The 23,920-nt window shown below is 69.4% G+C and carries 19 protein-coding genes and 4 pseudogenes; 16 read left to right on the forward strand and 7 right to left on the reverse strand.

The genetic code is table 11. From position 1 onward, the window contains the following. From HJG45_RS24260 to HJG45_RS24275, 4 genes and pseudogenes are all read right to left on the reverse strand, one after another. A pseudogene (locus HJG45_RS24260) lies at positions 1–369 on the reverse strand (IS21 family transposase); the annotation flags it as partial. Positions 370–902: 533 nt separating this feature from the next. Next, entirely contained in the window at positions 903–3,827 is a 2,925-nt protein-coding gene (locus tag HJG45_RS24265) for a Tn3 family transposase (protein ID WP_171615965.1), read from the reverse strand. Positions 3,828–3,839: 12 nt separating this feature from the next. Beyond that, positions 3,840–4,475, reverse strand: a complete 636-nt coding sequence (locus HJG45_RS24270; protein WP_171615967.1) for a recombinase family protein — start codon at positions 4,473–4,475, stop codon at positions 3,840–3,842. A gap of 229 nt (positions 4,476–4,704) precedes the next feature. Beyond that, complete coding sequence (locus HJG45_RS24275; RefSeq protein WP_171615969.1) at positions 4,705–5,529, reverse strand: FCD domain-containing protein; 825 nt, start codon at positions 5,527–5,529, stop codon at positions 4,705–4,707. A gap of 468 nt (positions 5,530–5,997) precedes the next feature. Here HJG45_RS24275 and HJG45_RS24280 point away from each other — a divergent pair, with 468 nt between their 5' ends. From HJG45_RS24280 to HJG45_RS24315, 8 genes are all read left to right on the forward strand, one after another. After that, positions 5,998–7,674: an L-lactate permease gene (locus HJG45_RS24280; protein ID WP_171615971.1), complete on the forward strand. Its 1,677-nt coding sequence runs from the start codon at positions 5,998–6,000 to the stop codon at positions 7,672–7,674. An 83-nt stretch (positions 7,675–7,757) separates the two neighbouring features. After that, on the forward strand, positions 7,758–8,540 hold the full coding sequence (locus HJG45_RS24285) for a (Fe-S)-binding protein (protein WP_171615973.1): 783 nt from the start codon (positions 7,758–7,760) through the stop codon (positions 8,538–8,540). 3 nt (positions 8,541–8,543) lie between these two features. Then, on the forward strand, positions 8,544–9,947 hold the full coding sequence (locus tag HJG45_RS24290; protein WP_171615975.1) for an LUD domain-containing protein: 1,404 nt from the start codon (positions 8,544–8,546) through the stop codon (positions 9,945–9,947). Next, positions 9,944–10,594, forward strand: a complete 651-nt coding sequence (locus tag HJG45_RS29515) for an LUD domain-containing protein (RefSeq protein ID WP_171615977.1) — start codon at positions 9,944–9,946, stop codon at positions 10,592–10,594. Before HJG45_RS24290 ends, HJG45_RS29515 begins: the two co-directional genes overlap by 4 nt. Positions 10,595–10,784: 190 nt before the next feature. Continuing rightward, the gene (locus HJG45_RS24300) at positions 10,785–11,321 is read left to right on the forward strand and encodes a helix-turn-helix domain-containing protein (RefSeq protein ID WP_171615979.1); all 537 of its coding nucleotides are present in this window, start codon (positions 10,785–10,787) and stop codon (positions 11,319–11,321) included. After that, on the forward strand, positions 11,216–11,905 hold the full coding sequence (locus HJG45_RS24305; protein ID WP_368040670.1) for a transposase: 690 nt from the start codon (positions 11,216–11,218) through the stop codon (positions 11,903–11,905). Before HJG45_RS24300 ends, HJG45_RS24305 begins: the two co-directional genes overlap by 106 nt. 533 nt (positions 11,906–12,438) lie before the next feature. Continuing rightward, complete coding sequence (locus HJG45_RS28490; RefSeq protein ID WP_217363030.1) at positions 12,439–12,762, forward strand: hypothetical protein; 324 nt, start codon at positions 12,439–12,441, stop codon at positions 12,760–12,762. A gap of 14 nt (positions 12,763–12,776) precedes the next feature. After that, positions 12,777–14,621, forward strand: coding sequence for an ATP-binding protein (locus tag HJG45_RS24315; protein ID WP_171615983.1), 1,845 nt, complete (start codon positions 12,777–12,779; stop codon positions 14,619–14,621). Between the two features lie 498 nt (positions 14,622–15,119). Here HJG45_RS24315 and HJG45_RS24320 read toward each other — a convergent pair. Then, a pseudogene (locus tag HJG45_RS24320) lies at positions 15,120–15,422 on the reverse strand (transposase); the annotation flags it as partial. Beyond that, a pseudogene (locus tag HJG45_RS24325) lies at positions 15,419–15,676 on the reverse strand (transposase domain-containing protein); the annotation flags it as partial. The pseudogenes HJG45_RS24325 and HJG45_RS24320, both read right to left, overlap by 4 nt. 108 nt (positions 15,677–15,784) lie before the next feature. Here HJG45_RS24325 and istA point away from each other — a divergent pair. Next, positions 15,785–17,272: pseudogene (gene istA, locus HJG45_RS24330) on the forward strand (IS21 family transposase); the annotation flags it as partial. Here the strand turns inward: istA and HJG45_RS29520 are convergent. Continuing rightward, positions 17,205–17,357, reverse strand: coding sequence for a hypothetical protein (locus HJG45_RS29520; RefSeq protein WP_408902034.1), 153 nt, complete (start codon positions 17,355–17,357; stop codon positions 17,205–17,207). The pseudogene istA and the gene HJG45_RS29520 overlap by 68 nt on opposite strands. Between HJG45_RS29520 and istB the strand changes: the two genes are divergently transcribed. The 7 genes from istB to HJG45_RS24360 all read left to right on the forward strand — a co-directional run bounded on the left by istB (position 17,284) and on the right by HJG45_RS24360 (position 23,914). Further along, on the forward strand, positions 17,284–18,012 hold the full coding sequence (gene istB / locus HJG45_RS24335) for an IS21-like element helper ATPase IstB (protein WP_171615985.1): 729 nt from the start codon (positions 17,284–17,286) through the stop codon (positions 18,010–18,012). The two genes, HJG45_RS29520 and istB, sit on opposite strands and share 74 nt — an antisense overlap. A 218-nt stretch (positions 18,013–18,230) precedes the next feature. Further along, complete coding sequence (locus HJG45_RS24340) at positions 18,231–18,941, forward strand: VirB8/TrbF family protein (protein ID WP_171615987.1); 711 nt, start codon at positions 18,231–18,233, stop codon at positions 18,939–18,941. Then, complete coding sequence (locus HJG45_RS24345) at positions 18,938–19,891, forward strand: TrbG/VirB9 family P-type conjugative transfer protein (protein WP_132294166.1); 954 nt, start codon at positions 18,938–18,940, stop codon at positions 19,889–19,891. The genes HJG45_RS24340 and HJG45_RS24345 overlap by 4 nt, the downstream gene beginning before the upstream one ends. Positions 19,892–19,944: 53 nt before the next feature. Continuing rightward, a complete protein-coding gene (locus HJG45_RS24350; protein WP_132294163.1) occupies positions 19,945–20,970 on the forward strand; it encodes a TrbI/VirB10 family protein in 1,026 nt (341 codons plus the stop codon). Positions 20,971–20,979: 9 nt separating this feature from the next. Then, positions 20,980–21,108 (forward strand): hypothetical protein, encoded by a 129-nt coding sequence (locus HJG45_RS29295; protein WP_302479805.1) that lies wholly within the window; start codon positions 20,980–20,982, stop codon positions 21,106–21,108. 14 nt (positions 21,109–21,122) lie between these two features. Then, positions 21,123–22,118, forward strand: coding sequence for a P-type DNA transfer ATPase VirB11 (gene virB11 / locus HJG45_RS24355; RefSeq protein ID WP_132294160.1), 996 nt, complete (start codon positions 21,123–21,125; stop codon positions 22,116–22,118). A 2-nt stretch (positions 22,119–22,120) separates the two neighbouring features. Next, the gene (locus HJG45_RS24360; protein WP_132294157.1) at positions 22,121–23,914 is read left to right on the forward strand and encodes a type IV secretory system conjugative DNA transfer family protein; all 1,794 of its coding nucleotides are present in this window, start codon (positions 22,121–22,123) and stop codon (positions 23,912–23,914) included. The last annotated feature ends 6 nt before the right edge of the window (positions 23,915–23,920 follow it).

The raw sequence follows: 23,920 nt of genomic DNA on the forward strand, positions 1-23,920 counted from the left end.
CGGCACGAAAACACCGCGGCCGGAGGTCTGCTGTTGGCGCAGCCAGTCATCCTGCCAAGCGCGCACAAAGGCAGCGACCCGCCGGTACGAGCCGTCATAGCCGAGCCCGGCCAGTTCCGCGTGGAACTGCCGGGCCGTGCGTTTCTGTTTGCGCGGTCTGCGGGCATCCGTCCGCAGCCAAGCTGCCAGCCGCTCGGCAAAGGGATCCAGCTTGCTGGGGCGATCAGGTGTCCTGAAAACAGGCTCCACCGCCTCGGACCGCAGGTACTTGCGGATGGTGTTCCGCGACAAACCGGTCCGGCGGGTGATCGCCCGGATCGATAAGTGGTCCCGGAAATGCCAGCGCCGAATAACGCTCAACAACGCCATGTCCAACACTCCCGCCGCCTCCGCCCAGAAAGCCGAGGCTAGCGTCCGAACATGGGTCAACTCTCAGTGGCAACTTCACCCCAAACCAGGTCAGATCTCAGTGGCAATCAACACCGACCGTGCATCTGTGTGCCGAGATGATATTGCCGCACACCATTCACGCCGCTCCCTGCCAATCTGAGGGGGACTGGCGCCGCCAGTCGTGGTCCCAAGCTGAATGGAGACGTCTAATGGTGATGCTGATCGCTCTGGCCCTGGCTCTGCCTCTCACTACAGCAGGCGCAATGGTCGTCCGACACGACCCTGGAGCTGCGGCGCTGCTCTGGTCAGGCGTGGGATTAGTCAGCGGCTTGGCTTGGTACGCATCCATTTAGAGCAGAAATGGGCGTAGAGCTGGGTACTATCTACGTGCTCGTTGTACCGGTGACGCGCTGACCCTCTACGACCGTCTCCTCCGCATCGCCAGTCGCCTGGACCAAGTCGGCCCGCTGGCAGCATCCGTGCGGAAATTTACGGTAAGGGCCTGAGCGGGGTCAGATCGAAGCCGCCTCGGCCGTCTCGTCCTGCGGCCAGCCCAGGAAGTAGGTGCCGTTGGGGATGATGCGGGCGTGCTGGAGCGGCCAGACGTGGGCGAGGTCGGCGGGATCGATCTCGGCCCCGCCCGCGCGGAGGCGCCCCACCACGCGCTCGATCTGGACCGTGTTCCACAGCACGGCGGCGTTGGACAGCAGCCCGAGGCAGCTCGCCTTGCTCATCACCTCCTCGTAGTTGCCGACCCGGAACTCGCCGCGGTTGGCGAAGAACAGCCAGCGCGCGAGCGAATGGCACGCCTCGCCGCGGTTGAGCTGGCGCTGGATGGCCAGGCGCGTCGGCTCCTCGTGGATGTAGCGCAGGATGAAGAGCGTCTTGCAGGCGCGGCCCAAGGCGGTCAGCGCCTTCGAGACCCGGTCCGCCGGCGAGGCGTTGATGAGCCGCTGCAGCACGACGTGCGCGGGAGCGGTCCTGTCCCGCAGCGAGGCGGCGATGCGCACGAGCTGATCCCACTGCTCGGCGATCAGCGCCGTGTCCACCACGCCGCGGAACAGCGGCTCCAGCGGGCCGTGATCCGTGGTCTTGTCCAGCTTGTAGAGCTGCTGGTCGGGCAGGTCCTTCAGCCTGGGCATGAAGGCGATGCCCAATAAATGACACAACCCAAACAATTGCTCGGTGAAGCCGTGCGTATCTGTCGTGTGGGCCAGCGGTCGGACCAGCGTGTCGTTCTCCAGCAGCCCGTCCAGCACGTAGCCGGCCTCGCGCGGGGCGCAGGAGATCGCCTGCGTCGCGAACACGCCGAACCGGTCGGAGAGGTGGGTGTAGAGGGTGATCGCCCGGTCGTAGTAGCCGAAGTAGCGGGGGTAGACCGCGCCGAGCAGGCCGTCGCGCTGCACGGCGAAGCGCTGGCCGTCGGAGGAGGACAGGGTGCCGTCGCCCCAGGTGGCGCTGAACGGCAGCGCGTGGTGGTGGTCCACCACCGCCTTGCTCGCCGTCTTCAGCGTCGCCTCGCGCAGGAACCACTGCGAGGCGTGGTGCAGGCGGTCGGGCGTCATGCCCTCGATGCTGCCGGCCATGGCCGCGACCCCGAGGTTGGTGCCGTGCGCGATGAGCGCGGCCAGCAGCGTGCGGTAGGTGTCCTCCCCGCCCCTCGGCTCGTAGCCGCCGAGCGGGGCGAGCGCGCGGGTCAGGCCGGTCCAGCGGTCCACCTGGCGCAGCATATCCTCGACGCGGACCTGCGGCAGGCTGGCGGCGATGACCGCGCGCAGCTTGCGCAGCGCGGGCGTGACCGGCAGCGCGTCGGCCTGGCGCAGCCGCAGCTCGCCGTCCTGGATGCGCGCGAACAGGTTGCGCGGAAGGCCGCGCGCCGCCGCGCCCGCGGCCTCGGCGAAGCGGGCGCGCAGGGCACCGAGCGCCTCGTCGGGACGGGGCGGCACGGGCAGGTGGGCGTAGGCGTCCGCCTTTGCCTCGGCCCACTGCCGCTCGCCCATGAGCAGGTTCCAGAACGACACGTGCCGGCGGCTCGCGGCCAGGAACAGGTCGCCCGAGCGCAGCGCGTCGCGCACCGCGAAGGCGAGGGCGATCTCCCACAGCGCCCGGCGCGGCCGCTGGCCGGCCGGGCAGGCCACCTTGCGCCAGGCGGCCGGGACGAAGTGCCGGGGCGCGTCGTCCAGCAGCCTCTCCGAGGCACCCGCATCCAGCCTGCGCGCGACCTCGACGGCGGCGAGCAGGGCCTCGCTGCCGGCCGCCGCCTCGAAGGGCAGCCGGAGGAAGGCGGGCAGGTAGCGGCGCAGGTCGCCGTGGCGCGCGGCCAGCTCGTCCAGGAGGCCGCGCTCCTCCAGCCGGGCGAAGGCGCGGCAGTCCGCCGCCGCCCCGCGCAGCGCGGCCTCCTCGACGGCCTCGTAAAGCCGGGAAATGGGTGCGTCGCGGTCGGCGTCGAGCAGCACGTCCACGGCGCCGAGCAGGGTGTCCAGCCCGCTCTTGGCCCGCCGGCGCAGGGCGCGGTGCTTCTCCTTGTATGCGAGCCGGGAACGCCGCTCGAACCCGGTCATGTACTGGTCGTGCATGGCCACGACCTGGTCGAGCAGCCCCTTGCGGGTCTCGACCAGGAAGGCCGCGACGAGGGCGTGCCGCTTGGGCGGGGCGAAGCGCCTGAGCGCCTGGGCGTCGTAGCGGCGCCCGAGCTGGGCGAGATGCTGCTGCAGCTGCGGCGTCGCGGCCGAGAGGTCCGCTCCGGCCCCGAGCAGCTCGTCCAGCAGGTCGAGCCGGGCGAGACGAGCCGAGATCGCCTTGGCCCGCGCCGCGGGCGGGGGTTCCTTGAGGTGGGCGAGCGGGGAGCGGTGCTCGCCCTCGGGCACGTCCACCAGGTCCTCGATGGCGTCGCGCAGCCGTTCCGGCAATCCGGCGGCGATGCGCTCGAACAGGTCCTGGACGGCGTGCGCCGCGGCGGAGGCGACCAGGCGCTCCAGCGTGCCCGGCGCTGGCAGCACGACGCGCGCGGTGCGCAGCAGGTCCTCGGCCAGCGCCAGCAGCGGCCCGGGCGTCATGCCCTCGGCCGCGCGCTCCTGCAGCCGGTCGCGCAGTCTCTGTTCGGCGGCGTGATCGAACTCGCCCCAGCCCAGGTGCCGGCGGATGCGCGCGAGCTGGGCGCTCTCGGTGGCGGGCCGCTCCGGCTTGGGCAGCGCCAGCACCGGGTCGAGGCCGAGCTGGGCGGCGAGGTGGTTCACCGCCTCGGGCGGCACGCGCCGGTAGTCCGCGGCGAAGCGGCCGGTGGCGCGCAGGGTGCAAAGCTGGACGGCGCAGCGCAGCCGGTGCTCCGCCCCGCGTGCCCGGAGCACCTCGGCCGCGTCCGCTGCGGTCAGTGTCCAGCGCCGGGCGAGGGCGTCCTCGCCCGTGTCGCCCCGAGGTGCGTTGGCCCGGGAGCCCACCCGCGGTCTCGGTCAGGACGCGTGGGGCGGGCGCTCGGCAGCGCGCCCGGCGCCGAGCAGCGCGAGGCCCGGCGCCTTGAGCGTGCCGTCGGCGTGCAGGTAGTGGTACAGCGTGCTCGCGGGCACGCCGCCCAGCTCGCGGCAGATCGCGGGGACGCTGCGGCTCCCGTCGGCCATCAGGTGCTGGGCGTAGCGCAGGCGTTCGGGCGTCATCCGGCGCGGGCGGCCGCCCTTGCGTCCCCTCGCGCGCGCGGCGGCGAGGCCCTCCTTCACGCGCTGGCGGATGACGTTGCGCTCCATCTCGGCGAAGGCGGCCTGGATCTGCAGGAAGGCGCGGCCCATGGGGGTGGTGGTGTCGAAATCGGCGTTCAGCGCGCGGAAGCCGATGCCGCGGCCCTCCAGCGCGTCCACCAGCCGGATCAGCTCGCCGGCGAGCCGCCCGAGGTGGTCGAGGTCGAGCACGACCAGCACGTCGCCCCTGCGCAGGTAGTCCAGGCACCCCTTGAGGCCCGGCCGGTCGGCGTTGGCCCCGCTGCCGCGGTCGTCGAAGATGCGTTGGCACCCGGCGGCCCGGAGGGCGTCGATCTGGCGGTCGAACACCTGCCGCTCCTCGCGGGTGGACACCCGGGCATAGCCGACCAATTCCATCGCCTTCGCGCCCCTGCCCGCTCACGACAACCTCTGCCAGGGCGGGTTATTCATCAACTGATTGCTGCGGGGTTGTCGTGAAGCGAAAGGCCGGATCCGGCGTGCCGGCCGGCCGCTCACGACAAGGACGTGGTTTTCGCGAGTTCGCGCCCGCCGTCGGCGTGCAAGGGGTCGCCGTACGGTTTGCTGGAGGCCGCGCGTCGAGGCGGCGGGGCCCGGGCCGGGCCAGTCACTCGGCTCCGCCCCCGGTGCCGGACCGCGCCGGCGTGGCGGCGGCGGCCGCGGCGCCGATCCGCCCCGCGCCCATCCGCCGCAGCGAGACCTCCAGCCGGGCCTCGGCCTCGCGGATCTCCTTCAGCGCGCCGTGGGTGAAGCTGATGTGGCGCTCGGCCGCGGCGCGGGCGGCCTCGGGGTCGCGCGCGGCGATGGCGTCGTGGATGGCGCGGTGCTGGTCGCGCAGCAGGTCGCGCACCTCGGGGCGGTTGTAGAGCTTCTCGCGGCTGTAGAACACGCCGGCGCGCAGCATCTGGGACAGCGCCCGCATCACGTGCAGCAGCACGGCGTTGTGGGTCGCCTCGTAGATGGCGATGTGCAGGTCGGCGTCGGCCTCGGCCTCGGGGATCGGGTCCCGCCCGCCATGCGCCGCGTCGATGCGGCGCATGCAGGCGGCGATCGCCTCGAGGTCCACCTCGGTCGCCCGCTGGGCGGCGAGGGCGGCGGCGTCGCCCTCGATGAGCTCGCGGAACTCCAGGTAGTCGTAGGTGGTCTCGGGGCGGGAGGCGAGCAGCGCCACCAGTGCGTCGGTGACGCTGGCGCCGAGCGGGGCGACGTGGGTGGCGCCGCCGGGCTCGCCGACGAGCAGGCCCTTCTCCTCCAGGATCTGGATCCCCTCGCGCAGGGTGGGGCGGGAGACGCCGAGGCGCTCGGCGACCTCGCGCTCGGGCAGCAGGCGCTCGCCGGGGCGCAGCGAGCCCTCGAGGATCAGGCCCTCGACGTGGCGCGCCACGGTCGCGGCGGCGCGTCCCGGCGGTTTCTGCGTCGAATCGGGGGGCAAGGCCGGCGCCTCCGGTCGGTTTCGCTTCGGCAGCCTGACACGGGAAAGCGATCTGTCCAGGGCAGATTACACGGTCTTCATAATTTCCTCTTTGGCGGTGATGGTAAATCTATTTTACCAAACCTTGTTCAATGGGCAATCGCGTTGCCACCGCCCGCCAGTGCGGACCGGCAGCGAACCGACCCGGTGGGAGGATACGATGCGTGACAGACCAGGCAGGGCTTGGCCCGACACAGCCGGCGCCACCCGCGGCGGCGCAACCACCCGCATCGCCATCCCGTGCCGCCGACGCCGGCCGGCGGCGTGCCCGGAGCGGCACCCGGCCCGATGGCTGCCGCCCTGACCGGCCGGCACGCCCGGTTCCGCGGCCCTCTCAACCCGCTCACCACCGCGCCGCGCCCGCGCCGTCCGTCGGCCGGGTGAGGTCGCCCGCCGCCTTCCCGCCACCCCCAGTCAGGGAAACGCCTCATGGTCTGGTCGCAGGTATACGATCCGCTGAACAACATGTGGCTCTCGACGCTGCTCGCGGCCGTGCCGATCGTCGTGCTGCTCGGCGCCATCGGCCTGCTCGAGATCAGGGCGCACATCGCCGCCGCGCTCGGCCTGCTCGCCGCGCTCGCCATCGCCGTGATCGGCTTCGGCATGCCGGCGGACATGGCCGCCGCCACCACCCTCTACGGCGCCGCCTACGGGCTGCTGCCGATCGGGTGGATCATCCTCAACGTGATCTTCCTCTACCGCCTGACCGAGGAGGCGGGGCTGTTCACGGTGCTGCGCGACAGCATCGCCGCGATCACCCGGGACCGGCGGCTGCAGCTGCTGTTCATCGCCTTCTCCTTCGGCGCCTTCTTCGAGGGCGCGGCGGGCTTCGGCACGCCGGTGGCGGTGACCGGCGCCATGCTGATCGGCCTCGGCTTCTCGCCGCTCGCCGCCTCCGGCCTGTCCCTGATCGCCAACACCGCGCCGGTGGCCTACGGCGCGCTCGGCACGCCGGTGATCGCGCTGGCGGCCGTCACCGGGCTCGACCTGCTCGAGCTCTCGGGCATGATCGGGCGGCAATTGCCGCTGTTCTCGCTCATCGTGCCGTTCTGGCTGATCTGGGCCTTCGCCGGCTTCCGCGGCATGCTCCAGGTCTGGCCGGCGCTGCTGGTCAGCGGCCTCTCCTTCGCCGTGCCGCAGTACCTGGTGTCGAACTTCCACGGTCCCTGGCTGGTGGATGTGGTGGCCGCCATCGCCTCGATGATCTGCCTCGCCGGCTTCCTGCGCGTCTGGCACCCGAGGACGTTGTGGCTGGCCACCAGCCGCACCGAGGACCCGACGGTGGACAACGCGCCGGCCTCCGAGCCCCGCTCGGCCGGCGCCGCGGCGGCGCCGCGCGCCGAGGGCGGCGCGGTGCTCCGCGCCTGGCTGCCCTGGGTGATCCTCTCCGTCTTCGTCTTCCTCTGGGGCGTGCCGCAGGTGAAGGCCTTCCTCGACGGCCTCTGGATCTGGCGCCTGCCGGTGCCGGGGCTGCACAACATGGTCATGAAGGTGCCGCCGGTGGTCGCCGAGCCGCACGCCGAGGCGGCGGTCTACAGCCTGAACCTGCTCTCCGCGACGGGCACCGGCATCCTGCTCGCCGCGATCGTCGCCGGCCTGGTGATGCGCTACTCGCCGCTCGCCCTGCTGCGCGCCTACGGCCGGACCTTCTGGGTGATCCGCTACTCGCTGCTCACCATCGCGGCGATGCTCGCGCTCGGCTTCGTCACCCGCTACTCCGGCACGGACGCCACGCTCGGCCTCGCCTTCGCGCAGACCGGCTGGATCTACCCGCTGTTCGGCACGCTGCTCGGCTGGCTCGGCGTGGCGCTGACCGGCTCCGACACCGCCGCCAACGTGCTGTTCGGCGGGCTGCAGAAGGTGACGGCGCAGCAGCTCGGCCTCTCGCCGGTGCTGATGGCGGCGGCCAACTCCTCCGGCGGCGTCATGGGCAAGATGATCGACGCGCAGAGCATCGTCGTCGCCTCCACCGCGACCAAGTGGTACGGGCACGAGGGCGACATCCTGCGCTACGTCTTCTTCCACTCCATCGCCCTGGCGGTGCTGGTCGGCCTGTTCGTGATGCTGCAGGCCTACGTCTATCCCTTCACCCTGCTGGTGCCCTAGAATCAGGAGCCACGCCGCGCGGGGCGGATCCGCCCCGCGCGGCGCACCTCCTTCCATCCATCCGAGAAAGAGGCCGCGCCGCCATGACCGCCACCCCCAGGGGAACCGAGCAGCGCCCCCGCGTCGGCCTGTTCGTCACCTGCCTCGCCGACGCCATCCGCCCCCGGCTCGGCTTCGCCGCCCTGCACCTGCTCGAAGCCGCGGGGTGCGCGGCGGAGGTGCCGCGGGCGCAGACCTGCTGCGGGCAGCCCGCCTGGAACTCGGGCGACAGCCGGGGCGGGGCGGCCCTCGCGCGCCGGGTCATCGCGGCGTTCGAGGGCTACGACTACGTGGTCGCCCCCTCCGGCTCCTGCGCCGGCATGATCCGCATGCACTACCCCGAGGCGCTGGCGGAAGACCCGGCGTGGCTGCCCCGCGCCGAGGCGCTCGCCGCCAGGACGCACGAGCTGCTGAGCTTCCTCGTGGACGTCAGGGGGTGGCGGCCCGAGGGCGTGTCGCTCGCGGCCAGCGCCACCTACCACGACTCCTGTGCCGGCCTGCGCGAACTGGGCATCCTCGCCCAGCCGCGCGCCCTGCTGCGGGAGGTCGAGGGGCTGGAGCTGCGCCCGCTCACCGGCAACGACGTGTGCTGCGGCTTCGGCGGCACGTTCTGCGTGAAATACCCATCCATCTCCGACGCCATCGTGAAGGAGAAGGCCGTGCTCATCGAGGCCACGGGGGCGGAGCTGCTGCTGGGGGGCGATCTTGGCTGCCTGATGAACATGGCGGGCGCCCTGCACCGCCGGGGCAGCAAGGTGCGCGCCTTCCACACGGCCGAGGTGCTGGCCGGCATGGGCGGCGGCCCGGCCATCGGCGAGGAGGGCTGAACCGTGGCGGCGGTATTCCAGCAAGGCGTCGCCCGGGCGCTGTCCGACCCGACCCTGAAGCTCGCCATCGACCGCACCACCGTCACGGCCGAACGCAAGCGCGCGGCGGCGCTGGCCGACTACCCGCAGTTCGCCGCGGCGCGGGAACGCGGGACGGCGATCAAGGACCACGTCGTTGCCAACCTGGACCACTACCTCGATGAGTTCGAGCGCAACGCGACGGCGAGCGGTGCCGTGGTGCACTGGGCCGCGGACGCGGACGAGGCGTGCCGGATCGTGCTGGGCATCTGCCGGGGCGCCGGCGCGCGCCGGGTCACGCGGGCGAAGTCGATGCTGGGCGAGGAGATCGGCCTGCCGCACGCCCTGGAGGAGGCGGGGATCGAGCGGGTGGAGACGGACCTCGCCGAGCACATCGTCCAGCTCGCGGGCGAGACGCCGTCCCACATCGTCTGGCCCGCCCTGCACAAGACGCGCGAGCAGGTCTCGGCCCTGTTCAAGGCCGCGCACCGCGTCCCGCACGAGGCCGACACCGTGGAGGCCATGGTCGAGAGCGCGCGGCGGGAGCTGCGCGACCGCTTCCTCTCGGCCGAGGTGGGCATCTCCGGCGCCAATTTCCTGATCGCCGACAGCGGCGCGGTCTGCACCGTGACGAACGAGGGCAACGCCGAGCTGACCACGACGCCGCCCCGGGTGCACGTCGTCACCGCGGGGATCGAGAAGCTCGTGCCCTCCCTGGCGCACGCCTTTGCGATGCTCCGTCTGCTCGTGCGCTCGGCCACGGGCGCGGACCTGACGCAGTACACCACCTTCCACTGCGGCCCGAAGCGGCCCGGCGACCGCGACGGGCCGGAGGAGTTCCACATCGTGCTCGTGGACAACGGCCGCAGCCGGATGCTGCGGGACGCGGGCCTGCGCGAGATGCTGCGCTGCATCCGCTGCGGCGCCTGCATGAACCACTGCGTCGTCTACCGCCAGATCGGCGGGCACGCCTATGGCGGGACCTATCCCGGCCCGATGGGCGCGGTGCTGACCCCGGCGCTGGAGGGGGTGGACAAGGCGCGCGACCTGCCGCACGCCTGCACGCTGAACGGCAGGTGCCAGGAGGTCTGCCCGGTGGGCATCCCGCTGCCCACCCTGCTGCGGGGCTGGCGCGACCGGAGCTGGAAGGAGGGGCTGGTGCCCCGCGGCGTGCGGTCCGGCCTGGGGCTGTGGCGTTTCGCGGCCGAGCGGCCCTGGCTCTACCGCCTCGGCACCGCGGCGGCCGTGCGGGCGATGCGGCTGTTCCGCCGGGGCGGCTGGATCGGGCGCATGCCCTTCGCCGGCGCCTGGACCCGCTACCGCGACCTGCCGGCGCCGGCTGGGCGCACCTTCATGGAGCAACTGCGAGATCGGGAGCGGGGCCGGTGAGCGCGCGCGAGACCGTGCTCGGCGCCGTGCGCGCCGCGCTGGGACGCCCCCGCCCGGACCCGGCCGCCGTCGCCGCGGAGGCGCGGGCGCTGCTGGCCGACCCGGACGCGATCCGCCCCTCCCTGCCGCTGCCCGACCCCGCCGCGGCCTTCGCGGCGCGGGTGGTCTCACCCAAGGTCGGGGCCACCCTGGACCGCATCGGCGACCTGCAGGAGCTGCCCGGGGCGGTGCGGCGCTACCTCGCCGGACACGAGTTGCCGCACGCGCTGACGCTGCAACCCGACCCGGCGCTGTGGCGCCTGGACTGGACCGGCTTCGAGCTGCGCGAGGCGGCGCGCCCTGACGAGGCGGCGGCCCTCGGCCGAGCCCGCTGGGGCATCGCCGAGACCGGCTCCCTGGTCTTCCACTCGGGGCCGGAGACGGCGGTGCTCAACCACTTCCTGGCCCTGCACCACCTGGTCGCGCTGCGGGTCGCCGACATCCTGCCGCACCTGGAGGACTACGCGGCGGTCGCCGGCCCGGCGCCGCGCAACCTGAACCTGATCACCGGCGCCAGCGGCACCACCGACATCGAGGGCAGCTACGTCCGCGGCGCCCACGGTCCGGCCTTCCTGCACGTTGTGCTGGTCGGGGCGCCCCTGCCCTGAGCGGCCACCGCCGCGGCGGCGGCGCGCCCGACGCGGGCCCCCGCTAGCCGCCCGCGGCCGCGCGGCACCCAGGGTCCTGGGGCCGCCGTACGCCGGCATTCAGGCCCTTACTGGTGCATCCGGCAAGTTGATTGCATCTTTTCGGCGGCCCGCATGTTGGGCCAAGCGTTGGCTGTCCGGGAGTGCGGTCATGACCATCCAGGTGCGCGCCGTGAGCGGCGAGGAAGCCGAAGGACTGGCGCGCATGGCGCGCTCGCGGAGCCTCGGCGCCGGGCTGGTCCGTCGGGCGCAGATCGTGCAGCACGCTGTGCAAGAGGGTCTGAGCGCGCCGGACATCGCGGCGAAGATGGGGCTGTGCGGTGCCACGGTTCGGTTCTGGCTCAAGCGGTTCAATGAGCGCGGCCTGCGGGGGCTGGAGGAGGATATGCGCTCGGGGCGGCCGCCGACCTACACGGCCGAGGAGCGGAGCGCGGTGATCAAGGCCGCCCTGAGTCGTCCGACGGAGCTGGGCCTGCCCTTCGCCACGTGGACCCTGGATCGCTTGGTCGCCTACCTCGGCGAGCAGGGCATCGGCATGCGGCGTAGCCGGATCAGCGAGGTGCTCTTGGCCGAGGGCCTCAAGTGGCGCCAGGAAGAGACCTGGTTCGGGGCACGGGTGGCCCCCGACTTCACCCGCAAAAGGGGGCGGTCGAGCAGCTCTACACCGCGCCACCGGCGGGCAGCGTAGTTGTCTGCCTCGACGAGATGGGGCCGCAAGCCAGCAAGAGCTATCCCGGGCGGCGCTTGGTCAAACCGGCCGGGCCTCGAGCGGAGCGAGCCACGCAGGAGATCGATTACGGCCGGCGTGATGTCGCGGGCTACGTGTTCGGCGCCCTGCAACCGGCCACAGGCGCCGCCTTCACCGTGACCTACGAGCGCCGGACCACCGCGAACTGGATCGACTTCCTGGGCCAGGTGGAGGGCTGGATCGGGCCCGAGGCCGAGCGGGTCTACGCCGTGGCCGACAACCTCAACATCCACGGCGGCATGGACGTGCTGCTGTTCGCCCTGGCGCATCCACGCTGGGAGTTCGTGTTCCAGCCGAAGTATGCGGCCTACCTGAACCTGATCGAGCCGTGGTGGAAGGTGCTGCGCTCGCTGGCCCTCAAGGGGCGGCGGTTCGACGCCCGGGCCGAGATCGAGCAGGCCGCCGCGCGTGCCACCGCCTACTGGAACGCACACAAACATCCGTTCCTCTGGGGCCGCCGCCGGCGCCACCATACCCCGCGCCGCCTCGGCATCGCCGCCCCGCCAAATGTCGCACTCATTTAGCGGATGAACCACTTACCGCAAATTTCCGCACGGATGCTGCCAGCGGGCCAAGTCAGCGCCGGCAGCGCCGCGGCCGACACAGCGATTCATCGGGTGCGGCGGCACGCCGGAGGCCGAGGCTCGACATAGGCCTAGATATCTCCGAGGCGGAACTCCTTCGAGGGTTCGGTCTGGTGCTCGGCCGCCTTGGCGAAGAGGCTGACGGTGATGCTTCGTCCAATGGCATGGCCGCCCGGTAGCGCGCCTGCATTCCCACCCTACTCGCCGCCCCGTTGCCCGAGTCGCATCGCTAGTAGTCCGTCTCGTCCGGCAGCGGCTCTCGCGGTGCCACTTCGCCAAATGGCAGCGTATATGCGAGCTGAGGTACGAATCATACGCGCCAACTATCTGATAAATATGGGATTAAACTCGAAGTTGAATCCCTCTTAGACGTCAAGGGATCTCATCATTTACGTGAAATATGAGGTTTTCCTTGAAAACTGGCGGCGGCAGCGGCATCTGTTCGCCACTCAAACCCGCAGGATGTCACCCATATGGACGGAAAATTCTCGCGCTCTCGGTCAGAGCCCGACGTCTCTGACGTCGAGGATGGGGAGGAGACTTCCTCCGGCACCACCGATACCGGCGCCAATGACCTCGCCTCCAAGCGGGAACGCTTCCGACGTCTGGCCGAGAGTCGCACCAATAAGGCGCTCTCTGCCATCGCCATCATCGGCAATCTCTCCAACCGCCACGTCTATGAGTACGAGGACGCGGAGGTGAGGAAGATCGTAAAGGCGCTGCGCGAGGCGGTCAGCGCCGTGGAGGAGCGCTTCAACGCTCCGAAGGCGCGCGCCGGCGCCAGGTTCAAGCTGTAAGGCGGGCTAGGAACATGACCGTCGTGCAGCAGATCTCACCGCTCGCGGTGCAGGATCCCGACTTTCTCATCAGCTCTACCATCGAGCGCTGCCCCCGCGTGATGATGGCACGCGAGCTCATGCAGAACGCCATCGAGGCGGCGATGCGGGCGCCAGGGGGGAAGCGCGTCGTGGAGGTCCGGGCCGTAGATATGGGCGGTGTCCGCAAGCTGAGCCTCTGGAACACCGGCCCTGGCCTGGGTCCGGATGAGCTCCGCGAGATGACGAACCTGGCCTCGTCGATCGGCAAGACCCTTGGTCTTGACGCCAATTTCGGCATGGGCGCCAAGGTGGCTTCCCTGCCCTCGAACAAGTACGGCATGCGCTACCGGTCCTGCCTCAACGGCCAGGTCAGCCAGGTAATCATCGCCAAGCGGGGCAATACCTACGGCCGCGTCCGCTTCGACTTCGGGGATGGCACCTTTGGCGACGTCGCGGACGTCACTGCGGTCGCTGTCGAGGAGGGGCAGGATACCTCCTTCGACTGGACCGAGGTGGTGCTGCTCGGCAACCGGCTGGAGCAGGATACGGTTGCCGATCCCTATGACGGTGATCCGAAATCTACGAGGCAGTGGCTGCAGGACGAGCTCTACCACCGCTTCTACCGCATCCCCGACGGCGTGCAGATCCTCATGCAGCCCGGCACCCACAAGCTCGATGGGCGCCGGACCTTCAAGACCCTCCAGCAGCGTATCAAGGAGGACGTGTTCGCGCAGTATGAGGCCGTCACCACCGAAGACGGCATCACCATCCACTATCTCTATGACCCACCCTACGACCAAGTATCAGGCAAGGGGCACAACGCCTCAGTCTCGGGCGCCCTGCAGACCGACGCGAGCACCTGCGCCGTGGTCTGGCGCAACGAGATGTATGCGGTGAAGAAGGGACGGCAGTGGACGCGGGATGCGCCTGCCTGTGGCATAACTTTTGGTGCCAAGCACATCTCTGTCCACATCGAGCTGCCTGACAACTACCCCGTCCTGGCCGATGGCTATCGGCAGTTTCTCCGATTCAATGGCGGTGCTCAGGATCAGGTGGAGGTGGCCCATTTCTCTGCTCTGGCCCTGCAGAACCGGCCCCAGTGGGTAATCGATCTCGTGCGCCAGTATGCGCCTGACAGCGGTGGCGCCGGCGAGATCCGCGACGAACTTCAGGAGCTCCTGAATAACCTCCGCATCCAGCGCGAGGGGCCGCGACCGAACTCGCAGGGCACGACCGGCGTGAACCCGCAGCCCGGCGCGCCCGGCATGGACAGCGAGCGAGGCGGGCCGAACTCCATGCCGCGTGGTGGTGGCCGAGGCGAGGGGTCGCCGCGGCCGGCGAGGCCGGCGGATCTCACTTCCCTGCCGCCTGGGGCTAAGCCTGCCTCGACTTACGATAACGTCGAGCGCGCGCCGGAGGTCCTCTTCATTCGGACCCAGGAGGAGGCCGAGGAGAAGGAGCTGGAGGGGCGTGCGGCCCGCTACATCCGCGGCCCGAACCAGCTGATCGTCAACCTGCTCTACCCCGCGGTGGACCAGATGCGGCAGGACCTAGAGACGTTCTACGCGGATGTCGGTGACCAGGAGACCATGCGGGGCCTGGTGCAGGTGCAGTCCGAGAAGACCATGACGCTGCGCATTGGCCGCGCCGTCGTGTTCGCCCTGGCAAAGTCCCTCTCGCCGTCCTGGACGCTCGAGGACGTTGGCAAGGCGATGAGCCCGGAGAGTCTCTCCATCGCCGCTGACGACTACTGGAGCAGCATGGAGACGGCTCGCCGCAGCCTGGGCCAGCAGCTCCGCCCGGGGCCGCGCCGCGGCGCTCAGGTCGAGGCCGCTTGACCCGAAACGGATGTGGGCGGTCTTTCTGGGGTCGGACTTCAGGAGAAGTTCGGCCCCTTCCTTGCGTTCTTAGGCTGCCGAGCTGATCCAGGCGGTCGTCGGCAACAAATAAGGCAAGCCCGGCTCACTTGTGGTGTGGGATACTTATCGCATGTGAGCCACATCCAATCACCGCCTAGGAAACGCAGTTGCAGATCGGGTATCCTACCTGGGGAGCCGGAAGGGGCAGGCCGCCGGGAAGTGCCGCTGCAGTGTGCCGGGGCCGGATGGCCCCCTCTCACTCTCTCGCCAACATTGCCAAAGCCCACATCACCGTGCCGCACATCGCCAGCGGCTCCGTTGCGAACCATGGTCCGTGGTGGCGGTAGGGGTATTTCTTTCATCCCGATGCGCCAGCACGAGGTGTAGGGGATGTGATCGCCATTGAGGCTGATGCAAAGGGCCACCCTGGGGAGCAATCCACAGGGTGGCTTGTTGGCCTTAGTGACTGTTTGAGAATCAGCGGTGGGCGACGCGACGGAGTAGGAGGGCGCCCATGCTGACGTGGATCATGGCTTCGGACACGTCGAGGCGCCTCTCGTAGTCCCGCACAAGACGGCGCCAACGGATCATCCAGCCGAAGGTGCGCTCTACCACCCAGCGGCGCGGCAGGACGTGGAAGCCCTTTGGATCGGAGCGCCGGACAATCTCGACGACGAAGTCAAGGAAGGCGGCCTTGTCCATCAACGTCGTGCGGTCGTAGCCCGCGTCGGCGAAGAGGTGCTTCAGTAAGCGTCCGGTGACGGTGCGGAGCACGGTCAGGCAGCGTGCGCAGTGCTGGTCGGCTTGAGGTTCCAGGGCAGGAGTTCGGCGACGCGGTTGACCGGGTGATCGGCGATGCGCTCCAGAACGGTGCGGAGATAGGCCTCTGGGTCGAGGCTGTTGAGACGAGCGGTGGCGACGAGGGATGCGATCGCCGCGGCGCGGTGCCCGCCTGCATCGGAGCCTGCGAACAGCCAGTTTTTCCTGCCCAAGGTCAGCGGGCGGATGGCGCGTTCGACGGGGTTGTTTGTGATTCGGCGTGGAATAGGGACCCTCTTGGAGGGGTGATCGGCGTCCAAAAGGGACCCCTCTGAAGGAGGGGTTCACGCTGGCTTCCGGGACGGACGGGAGCCATGGACGGGATGCTGGTCGTGGAGACGGTAGCGAAGATCCGACGGCTGCATTTGGCGGAAGGTCGGTCGATCAAGGCGATCTGCCGCGAGCTGGGTTTGTCGCGGAAGGTGGTCCGGAAGGTCCTGCGGTCGGGCGCGACCGAGTTTCGCTATGAGCGGACGCGCCAGCCCTTACCGAAGCTGGGGGCGTGGCAGGCCGAGCTGGATCGGCTGCTGGAGGAGAACGCCGCCCGGTCGACGCGCGAGAAGCTGACGCTGATCCGCCTGTTCGAGGCGCTGCGGGCGCTTGGCTACGAAGGCGGCTACGACACGGTGCGGCGGCATGCGCGGGCGTGGGAGAAGGCCCGTGCGTCGCTGTCGACGGCGGCTTTTGTGCCGCTGAGCTTTGCGCCCGGCGAGGCGTACCAGTTCGACTGGAGCCACGAGGTCGTGGTGATGGACGGCGCGACCGTGACGGTGAAGGTCGCGCATGTGCGGCTGTGCCACAGCCGGATGATGTTCGTGCGGGTCTATCCGCGCGAGACGCAGGAGATGGTGTTCGACGCGCACGATCGCGCCTTCGCATTCTTCCGGGGCGCCTGCACGCGCGGGATCTACGACAACATGAAGACGGCGGTGGACGCGATCTTCGTCGGCAAGGAGCGCGCCTATAATCGACGCTTCCTGCAGATGTGCAGCCACTACCTGGTCCAGCCGGTGGCCTGCACGCCGTCCTCGGGCTGGGAGAAGGGCCAGGTCGAGAACCAGGTCGGGCTGGTGCGGGAGCGGTTCTTCGCGCCGCGGCTGCGGGTGAGGAGCTATGAGGAGTTGAATGCCCAGCTGCTCGACCGCTGCGTGGTCCATGCCCGGGCGCACCGGCATCCCGAGCAGCGGGAGCGGACGATCTGGGAGGTGTTCGAGGCGGAGCGGCCGAGCCTGGTGGCCTACACCGGTCGGTTCGACGGCTTCCACGCCGTGCCCGCCGCGGTGTCCAAGACCTGCCTGGTGCGGTTCGACAACAACCGGTACTCGGTCGCGGCGAGTGCAGTTGGGCGGCCGGTGGAGATCCGCGCCTATGCCGAGCGGATCGAGTTCCGCCAGGACGGCCGGGTTGTCGGCGAGCACCGCCGCTGCTTCGGGCGCGACCAGACGATCTACGATCCCTGGCACTACGTGCCCGTGCTGGCGCGCAAGCCCGGGGCGCTGCGGAACGGCGCGCCGTTCAAGGACTGGCTGCTGCCGAATGCGCTCGAGCGGATCCGCCGCAAGCTGCGCAGCGCCGAGGATGGCGACCGGCAGATGGTCGACATCCTCACTGCGGTGCTGAGCGACGGGCTGACGGCGGTCGAAGCGGCCTGCGCCGAGGCGCTGCGCGAGGGCGTGCACTCGGCCGACGTGGTGCTGAACATCCTGGCCCGCCGACGCGACCCTCCGGTCCCGGCGCCGATCCTCATCCCTGAAGCCCTGCGGCTGCAGCACGAGCCGCTGGCCGACTGCAGCCGTTATGACAGCCTGAGGAGCAACGCGTGATGGAACGGTCCGAGATCCTCGCCGCCATGGGCGAGCTACGGTTGTTCGGCATGAAGGCCGCGTTCGACGGCATCATCGCGGCCGCGGTAAAACGCCAGCATGAGCCACAGCGGGTGATCGGCGACTTCGTCTCGGCGGAGATTTCCGAAAAGCAGGCCCGCTCGATCAAGTACCAGATGACCATCGCCAAGCTGCCGCTGGCCAAGGACGTCGAGGACTTCCAGTTCGAGGGGACGCCCGTCAACCAGGCGCTCGTGCGTGACCTGGTGGGCGGCAACTTCCTCGCCCAGCAGCGCAACGTGGTCCTGGTCGGCGGCACCGGCACGGGCAAGACGCATCTGGCGATCGGCATCGCCCGCGCGCTGATCCGCAGTGGCGCCCGCGGCAGGTTCTACAACGTCGTCGACCTGGTGAACCGGCTTGAGGCCGAGAGTAGGTCAGGACGCGGCGGCCGCATGGCCGATCATCTCTGTCGGCTGGACTTTGTCGTGCTCGACGAGCTCGGCTACCTGCCGTTCGCGCTCTCCGGCGGCCAGCTGCTGTTCCACCTGGTCAGCCGCCTGTACGAGCAGACCTCGGTGATCGTCACCACCAACCTCGCATTCGGTGAATGGCCGACCGTGTTCGGCGACGCCAAGATGACCACGGCCCTGCTGGACCGGTTGACCCACCACTGCGACATCGTCGAGACCGGCAACGAGAGCTGGCGGTTCAAGAACCGCGCCTGATCACCCGAACGCCGAGGCCGCCACTGGCTGGTCGGCCGCCCCTCCGCCTCCGGCTCCGAGGCGACCGACCAGCCAGTGCCTCAGCACAGCCCAAGGGGTCCCTTTTGGACGCCGATCCGGGGTCCCGATTCCAAGCCGATTGACAGGCATCCGGCGGCGGAGGATCTGCGGTGAATATTATGGCAGGATCCATTGGACCTCAGGAAGCCGAACGCCCAATGGTGGTGGCGGTACCGCCGGAGGAGCTGAAGGCGCACTACGCCCGCATTGTCGCGGCGCACAGCTCCGAGAGGCTGCGCGAGCGACGGAGGGAGCGGGGAGGGCGGACCATCACCTTCGCCTTGGCCGCCACCACACTGGCACTGGCTGGGGCGCTGGCGGCGTCCATGCCACTGCGCCGGACGGTGCCGGTGTTCGTCCATTTGCACGAGGATGGATCCTTCACTTCCTCGATCTCGCAGCGCGATCTGCCAACGACGCTGCAGGAAGCCACCACGAAGGCGTCGCTATGGCTCTATGTCCGGGCCCGCGAAGGCTACTCGTCGGCGACCTGGTACGAGGACCAGCGCGTCGTCTATCTGCTGTCCGACAAGGGGGCTGGCGACACTTACGAGACGCTCGTCCATCCCCGCAATCCGGAAAGCCCGGGCCGCAAGTACGGCACCCGCACGGTCATTCGCCTTGAGCGCGTCTCCGAGCATTTCCCCTGCGCCTATGAAAGCTGTCTCGGGCGTGAGCCGGATGCCTATCAGGTGCGCTTCCGCCGGATCGTCCATACCGAAGGTCAGTCGCCGCAATCCCGTGCCTGGGTAGCCACCATCCGGTTCCACCGCGTCGACGGCATCCCGGCATGGCAGCGCGTCACGTACAACCCGCTCGGTCTGCAGGTCGTCGAATACCGGGCTGAGGAAGAAGGAGCCGGTCGATGATCCACCGCCTGCTGGCCTGTACCCTCGCTCTCGGGCTTTCCGGCCCGGCCTGGGCGCTACAGGAGCCTGAACCCTGCCCCGGCGGCGACCCGCGTGTACGCTGCGTTTCGGCGCGTGCCAGTCAGGTCATGCTGCTGCTCGCCCGTCCCGGCGCATCCCTTGTGATCGAGATGCCGGAGGGCGAGAAGGTCCTTGCCGTCCCCGTGAGCGATAACACGCTGATCCAGCGTGGCCGCGGCGAAGCCTCGACGCGCATCAGCACGGAGGAAGATGGCGGCGCGACGGTAGACGGTAACCTCGCGGTGGCCGTTCGCGGGACGGCCGTCGTGGTGAAGCCCTTCGGTCCGCTCGCACCCCAGCCCTTCTTCGTGCTCACCGAGCGGGATGGCAAGCAGCAGCGCTATGCCTTCGAGCTGCGAGCCGATGCCGATGCGCAGGCGCCCTACTACTACAGCGTCCGGCTGCGCAATGTGGCCGCCGAGGAAGAGGATCGCCGGGTCAAGGCCGAGGCCGAGGCCCGCCAGCGGGAAGAGCGCTTCGCCCGTGACCGGCTGGCTCAGGCGCAGGCGGCCCCGTGCTCCGGGATCCCGGGGGTGAACCGCCGCTATGTCGGTCGCGGTGACGCCGCGCTGGCACCCGCCGAGATCTGCGACGACGGGCGCAGTACCTATCTCCGCTTCCCCGGCGTCCAGCGCATGCCCGCGATCTTCACCACCCTGCCCGATGGGCGGGAAGCATCCGTCAACGTCTCCACTGGGCCCGGCGGCTGGGTTACCGTGCATGACCAGTCGCCGATGCTCCGCCTGCGGGATGGCGGGCGCGTCCTCTGCCTCATCAACCGGGGCTTCACGCTCACTGGGCGGAACCTCGAAACCGGTACGATCGCTCCCGACGTGGTGCGCTCGCCGTCACCGGGCGGTGCTCTGCCCGGACTGGATAGCGGGCGGTGAGCGGCACTTCCCCTCCGCCTGCCACCCCTACGGTGGCGGGCGGCCGACCGCCGATGTCGGGCGCGGGCAAGATCGGCATCGTCCTCCTTGCCCTCGTCCTGCTCGTGGTTCTGTACTGGCTCGGCAGCGGGCCGGGCACCTCGCGGCGCGATGAACTGGGTGTTGGTGCGTCCATAGGCGCTGCGGGCGTAATCCGGCGGATTGAGCCTCTGCCGCCTCCGGTCCTGCCTGAACCGACACCTGCGGCCCTTCCGGCACCGCCGCCCCGCTTCGCGGAGCTGACACCACGCCCGGCACGTCCCCGCACGCCGATCCGCCCCGCGCCGATCATGGGGTACGAGGAGCAATCCACCGGCCGCCGGGAGGGTGATTCCCAGACGGCGCAGCGCGAAGCAGGAGAGGGTGAAGACGCTCTGGCCGGACGGCTGCGGGCTACTCGCACCGAGGCGGTGAAGGCCAGGCGGCTGCGCGATCCCGACCTCACCATCACCATGGGGACGATCATCCCCTGCACGCCGCAGCAGCCGCTGAATACCCAGCTCGAGGGCTTCCTCACCTGCGTCGTGCCGACCGAAGTGCGCGGCACGTCCGGGCGTGTCGTCCTGCTCGATCGAGGAACGCGGATCGCCGGCCAGCTGAGGAGCGGCATGCGCCAGGGCCAGAACCGGGCATTCGTGCTGTGGACCCGGGCGGAGACACCGGACGGCGTTACCATCCAGCTTGCCAGCCCCGGTACCGACGCGCTCGGCCAGAACGGTCTGGACGTCGACGTGGAAACCAACTTCTGGTCGCGCTTTGGCGGAGCGATCATGCTGAGCTTCATCGATGCAGGCCTGCAGGCGGCCGCGCTGGGTGCATCCTCGCTGGTCAATAGCGGCGGTAGCGGGAGCAACAACATCCGCTTCTTCCAGCTGCAGTCGGGCGGCCGCAGCGCCGCCGCCTCCGCGCTCGATGCCACCGTGAACATCCCGCCCTACGGCACGCGGCCGCAAGGCGAACCGGCGGCGATCTTCACGGCGCGCGATCTCGACTTCACCGAGGTCTACCGGATCAACAGCACCCGCAGCACGGGCAGATAGGAGGGCGTCATGGCCAAGCGTGGCCGCTGGCAGGCGGTGAAAGTGACCGGCGTCAAGCGGGGGCCCGACAAGCTGAGGCTGCCGAAACTCCGCAAGCATTCACGAAAGGCGCGGCGCAAAGCCGAGCGCCGCAGGTAAGAGGAGATGTTCGAATGAGCGCCGCGGTCCCGCTGCTCGCCCATGCCATGCAGCCGCTGGCAGAGGCGCTGGCCGATCCCACTACCGAGGACGTCATGGTCCAGCGGGAGGGGGAGTTCTTCGTTCGGCGCGGCGCGGAGACGACGCGCCATGAAGCGGCGGGCCTGCAGTTTGCCGATATTGAAGCTATCGCGATTCTGGCCGGTGCCGCGCGTCATCAGGATGTCGGACGCGCACGACCTCTTCTTGCCACTGAGCTGCCGACCGGCGAGCGGCTTCAGGCCGTTCTGCCGCCGTGTGTGCGGCCTGGTACCGCGTCTCTCACCATCCGGCGCGGCTCATCGGAGTTGCCGACGCTGGACGGGCTCGCGCGCTCCGGCATCTTTACCGCCACCCGGCCGCAGCCGGGCGGAATGTCGCAGGAAGACCATGCGCTGGTCGAGCTGTACCGCTCAGCGAACTGGGAGCCGTTCCTGCGGGCGTGCGTCCGGGCCCGAAAGACGGTCGCATTCGTTGGCGAGACAGGCTCGGGCAAAACCCATCAGACCAAGGCGTTGGTAGGAGAAATCCCGCACGAAGAGCGCATCGTAACGGTCGAGGATACTGACGAGTGGGGCGGGCTGCGTCATCCTAACCGGGTGGCGCTGTTTTATTCGAAGGGTGATCAGGGAGCAGCCCGCGTCGGAGCCAACGAGCTGGTCGAGGCGGCGCTCCGGATGGCGCCTCGCTGGCTGCTGGTGCAGGAGCTGCGCGACGGGGCGGCCTTCTCCTTCCTGCGGGCACTGGCTTCCGGACACCCCGGCATTACCACCTGGCACGCTAAATCAGCGGCGACCGCATTCGACCCGCTGACCCTGATGGTCCGCCAACATCCCGCCGGTGCAACACTTCCGAGCGAAGACATTCGCCATCTGTGCCGTAGATTAGTCGATGTGGTGGTTCATTGTGCACGAGGCCAAGGAAAGTTCTACATATCCGAAGTATGGTTTAACCTGCTCGACAAGGAATAGGCATGCGCTACGTCTTCGGCCCCGTGCCCGGCGTATCCTGGCGCACCGTGGCTGGGGTATTCCTGCTGTTCTTCGCGCTCGCCGTCTGGAGCGTGATCTCGTCGTTCGTCTTTCTGCTGCTGGCCGGACTGCGTGACGCCTTCGATTGGGTGCATATCCAATGGTGGTGGTACCTGCGGGACTACTGGCATTATCACGGCGTCCCGGAGCGCCTGGCCGCCTCGGGCGCGCTTGCCACGCTGCTGGTCGGCGGCGTTAGCTGGCGGGCCTACCGGATGACGTCCAGCGGCGGCAGGCCGCTGTTTGGTGCTTCCCGTTTCGCCACCCGCGCTGACGGCGAGCGGGTGGGCCTCAGTTACAGTGCCACTCCGCGGCCGGACACCATTATCCTCGGCCGGACGGAGGGCTGGCAACCGCGCTATGTCGGTCTGCCCGGTACCGAGCATGTGCTGTTGGCGGCGAAAACCCGCTCGGGCAAGGGCGTCTCTTTCGTCCTGCCCAACTGCTTTGCCTGGGGCGAATCGCTCGTCGTGCTCGACGTGAAGCGCGAGAATTGGGACGCGACGGCAGGGCATCGCAAGCGGATGGGGCAGGAAGTGTTCCTCTTCCAGCCGCTGGCGGAGGACGGACGCACCCATTGCTGGAACCCCCTCGGCGACATCGATGTACGCCAACCAGACTACGTCTCCAAGCTCCAGCGCCGGGCCTACGACTTCTTCCCGGAAGTCATGGGACGCGAGCGCTTTTGGCAGGATGGGGCCCGCTCGGCCTTCCTCAGCATCGCCGTGCTAATCACCGAAACCCCGGGGCTGGTGCTCAACCCGGCCACCGTGTTCCGCTGGTTCGCCAGAGGGGATGCTTCCGCCGAGCTCGCCCGGATGATCGACGTACGGCGCAAGTCGGGTAATCCCTATTCTCAAGCCTGCGTCGACCTGATCTCCGATTATCTCAGCGGCACAGAAGAAGTGGTCAAAGGCGTTCGCAAGCACGTTACCGCCACCATGGGCCTGTGGTTCAATCCGAAAGTCGCCGCGGCTACGGAGCGCTCGGACTTCGACCTGAAGCAGCTGCGCCGCCGCCGCATGAGCGTCTACGTCGCGGTGATGCCGGCGGATCTCGGTCAGCTCGGCGTGCTGCTCCGGCTGTTCTTCACCCAGCTCTTCGAAAGCAACACGGACGTGCTGCCGGACCAGGACCGCTCGATCCGCTACAAATGCCACGTCCTGCTAGATGAGTTCACCTCCATCCCGGCCATGCGCCCGCTGGCCAAGGCGGCGGGCTTCGCGGCGGGCTTCGGCTTGCGCTTCTCCTTCGTGGTGCAATCCAAGAACCAGGTCCGGGAGGAATACAAAGGGCAGGGCGAGGCCTCACTGCTTGAGAATCTGGGCGCGGAAGTCTATTTCGGCACCAGCGACCCTGCGCTTTGCAAGGAGATTTCGGAGCGATCTGGGAACGACACGGTCGAGGTGATGAGCCGCTCCACACCCCGCTGGATGGCTTGGCTTCGCCCCGATCGGCAGAGCGAAACGGCGCACTTGCAGAAGCGAGCGCTACTCCTGCCGCAGGAAGTCGCCCAGATGCCTGCCGAGCAGGAGCTGGTGTTCCGGGCGTCGGTCCCGGCCTTTCTTCTCAGAAAGCTGCGCTGGTTCGAAGATCCCAGTTTCCGGCGGCTGGAGCGCCGGGCGCCGGAGGTACCGAAGGTCAGCTACACGCTTGCCCGTGATGATGGCACGGTGACGATTCCGACCACATCGGGGCTGAAGGCGCGGATTAAGACGAAGAAAGCGACGGCGTGATTAGCG

The organism is Roseicella sp. DB1501 (genome assembly GCF_013112485.1).
Lineage (GTDB): Bacteria > Pseudomonadota > Alphaproteobacteria > Acetobacterales > Acetobacteraceae > Paracraurococcus.

Bases quoted from the DNA above. Each gene is read 5' to 3' on its own strand.
- HJG45_RS24360 (WP_132294157.1), top strand. From the start codon at position 22,121: ATGCGCTACGTCTTCGGCCCCGTGCCCGGCGTATCCTGGCGCACCGTG.
- HJG45_RS24285 (WP_171615973.1), top strand. From the start codon at position 7,758: ATGACCGCCACCCCCAGGGGAACCGAGCAGCGCCCCCGCGTCGGCCTG.
- virB11 (WP_132294160.1), top strand. From the start codon at position 21,123: ATGAGCGCCGCGGTCCCGCTGCTCGCCCATGCCATGCAGCCGCTGGCA.
- HJG45_RS29520 (WP_408902034.1), bottom strand. From the start codon at position 17,357: ATGCCGTCGAACGCGGCCTTCATGCCGAACAACCGTAGCTCGCCCATG.
- HJG45_RS28490 (WP_217363030.1), top strand. From the start codon at position 12,439: ATGGACGGAAAATTCTCGCGCTCTCGGTCAGAGCCCGACGTCTCTGAC.
- HJG45_RS24340 (WP_171615987.1), top strand. From the start codon at position 18,231: ATGGTGGTGGCGGTACCGCCGGAGGAGCTGAAGGCGCACTACGCCCGC.
- HJG45_RS24280 (WP_171615971.1), top strand. From the start codon at position 5,998: ATGGTCTGGTCGCAGGTATACGATCCGCTGAACAACATGTGGCTCTCG.
- istB (WP_171615985.1), top strand. From the start codon at position 17,284: ATGGAACGGTCCGAGATCCTCGCCGCCATGGGCGAGCTACGGTTGTTC.
- HJG45_RS24345 (WP_132294166.1), top strand. From the start codon at position 18,938: ATGATCCACCGCCTGCTGGCCTGTACCCTCGCTCTCGGGCTTTCCGGC.
- HJG45_RS24315 (WP_171615983.1), top strand. From the start codon at position 12,777: ATGACCGTCGTGCAGCAGATCTCACCGCTCGCGGTGCAGGATCCCGAC.
- HJG45_RS24300 (WP_171615979.1), top strand. From the start codon at position 10,785: ATGACCATCCAGGTGCGCGCCGTGAGCGGCGAGGAAGCCGAAGGACTG.
- HJG45_RS24270 (WP_171615967.1), bottom strand. From the start codon at position 4,475: ATGGAATTGGTCGGCTATGCCCGGGTGTCCACCCGCGAGGAGCGGCAG.
- HJG45_RS24350 (WP_132294163.1), top strand. From the start codon at position 19,945: ATGTCGGGCGCGGGCAAGATCGGCATCGTCCTCCTTGCCCTCGTCCTG.
- HJG45_RS29295 (WP_302479805.1), top strand. From the start codon at position 20,980: ATGGCCAAGCGTGGCCGCTGGCAGGCGGTGAAAGTGACCGGCGTCAAG.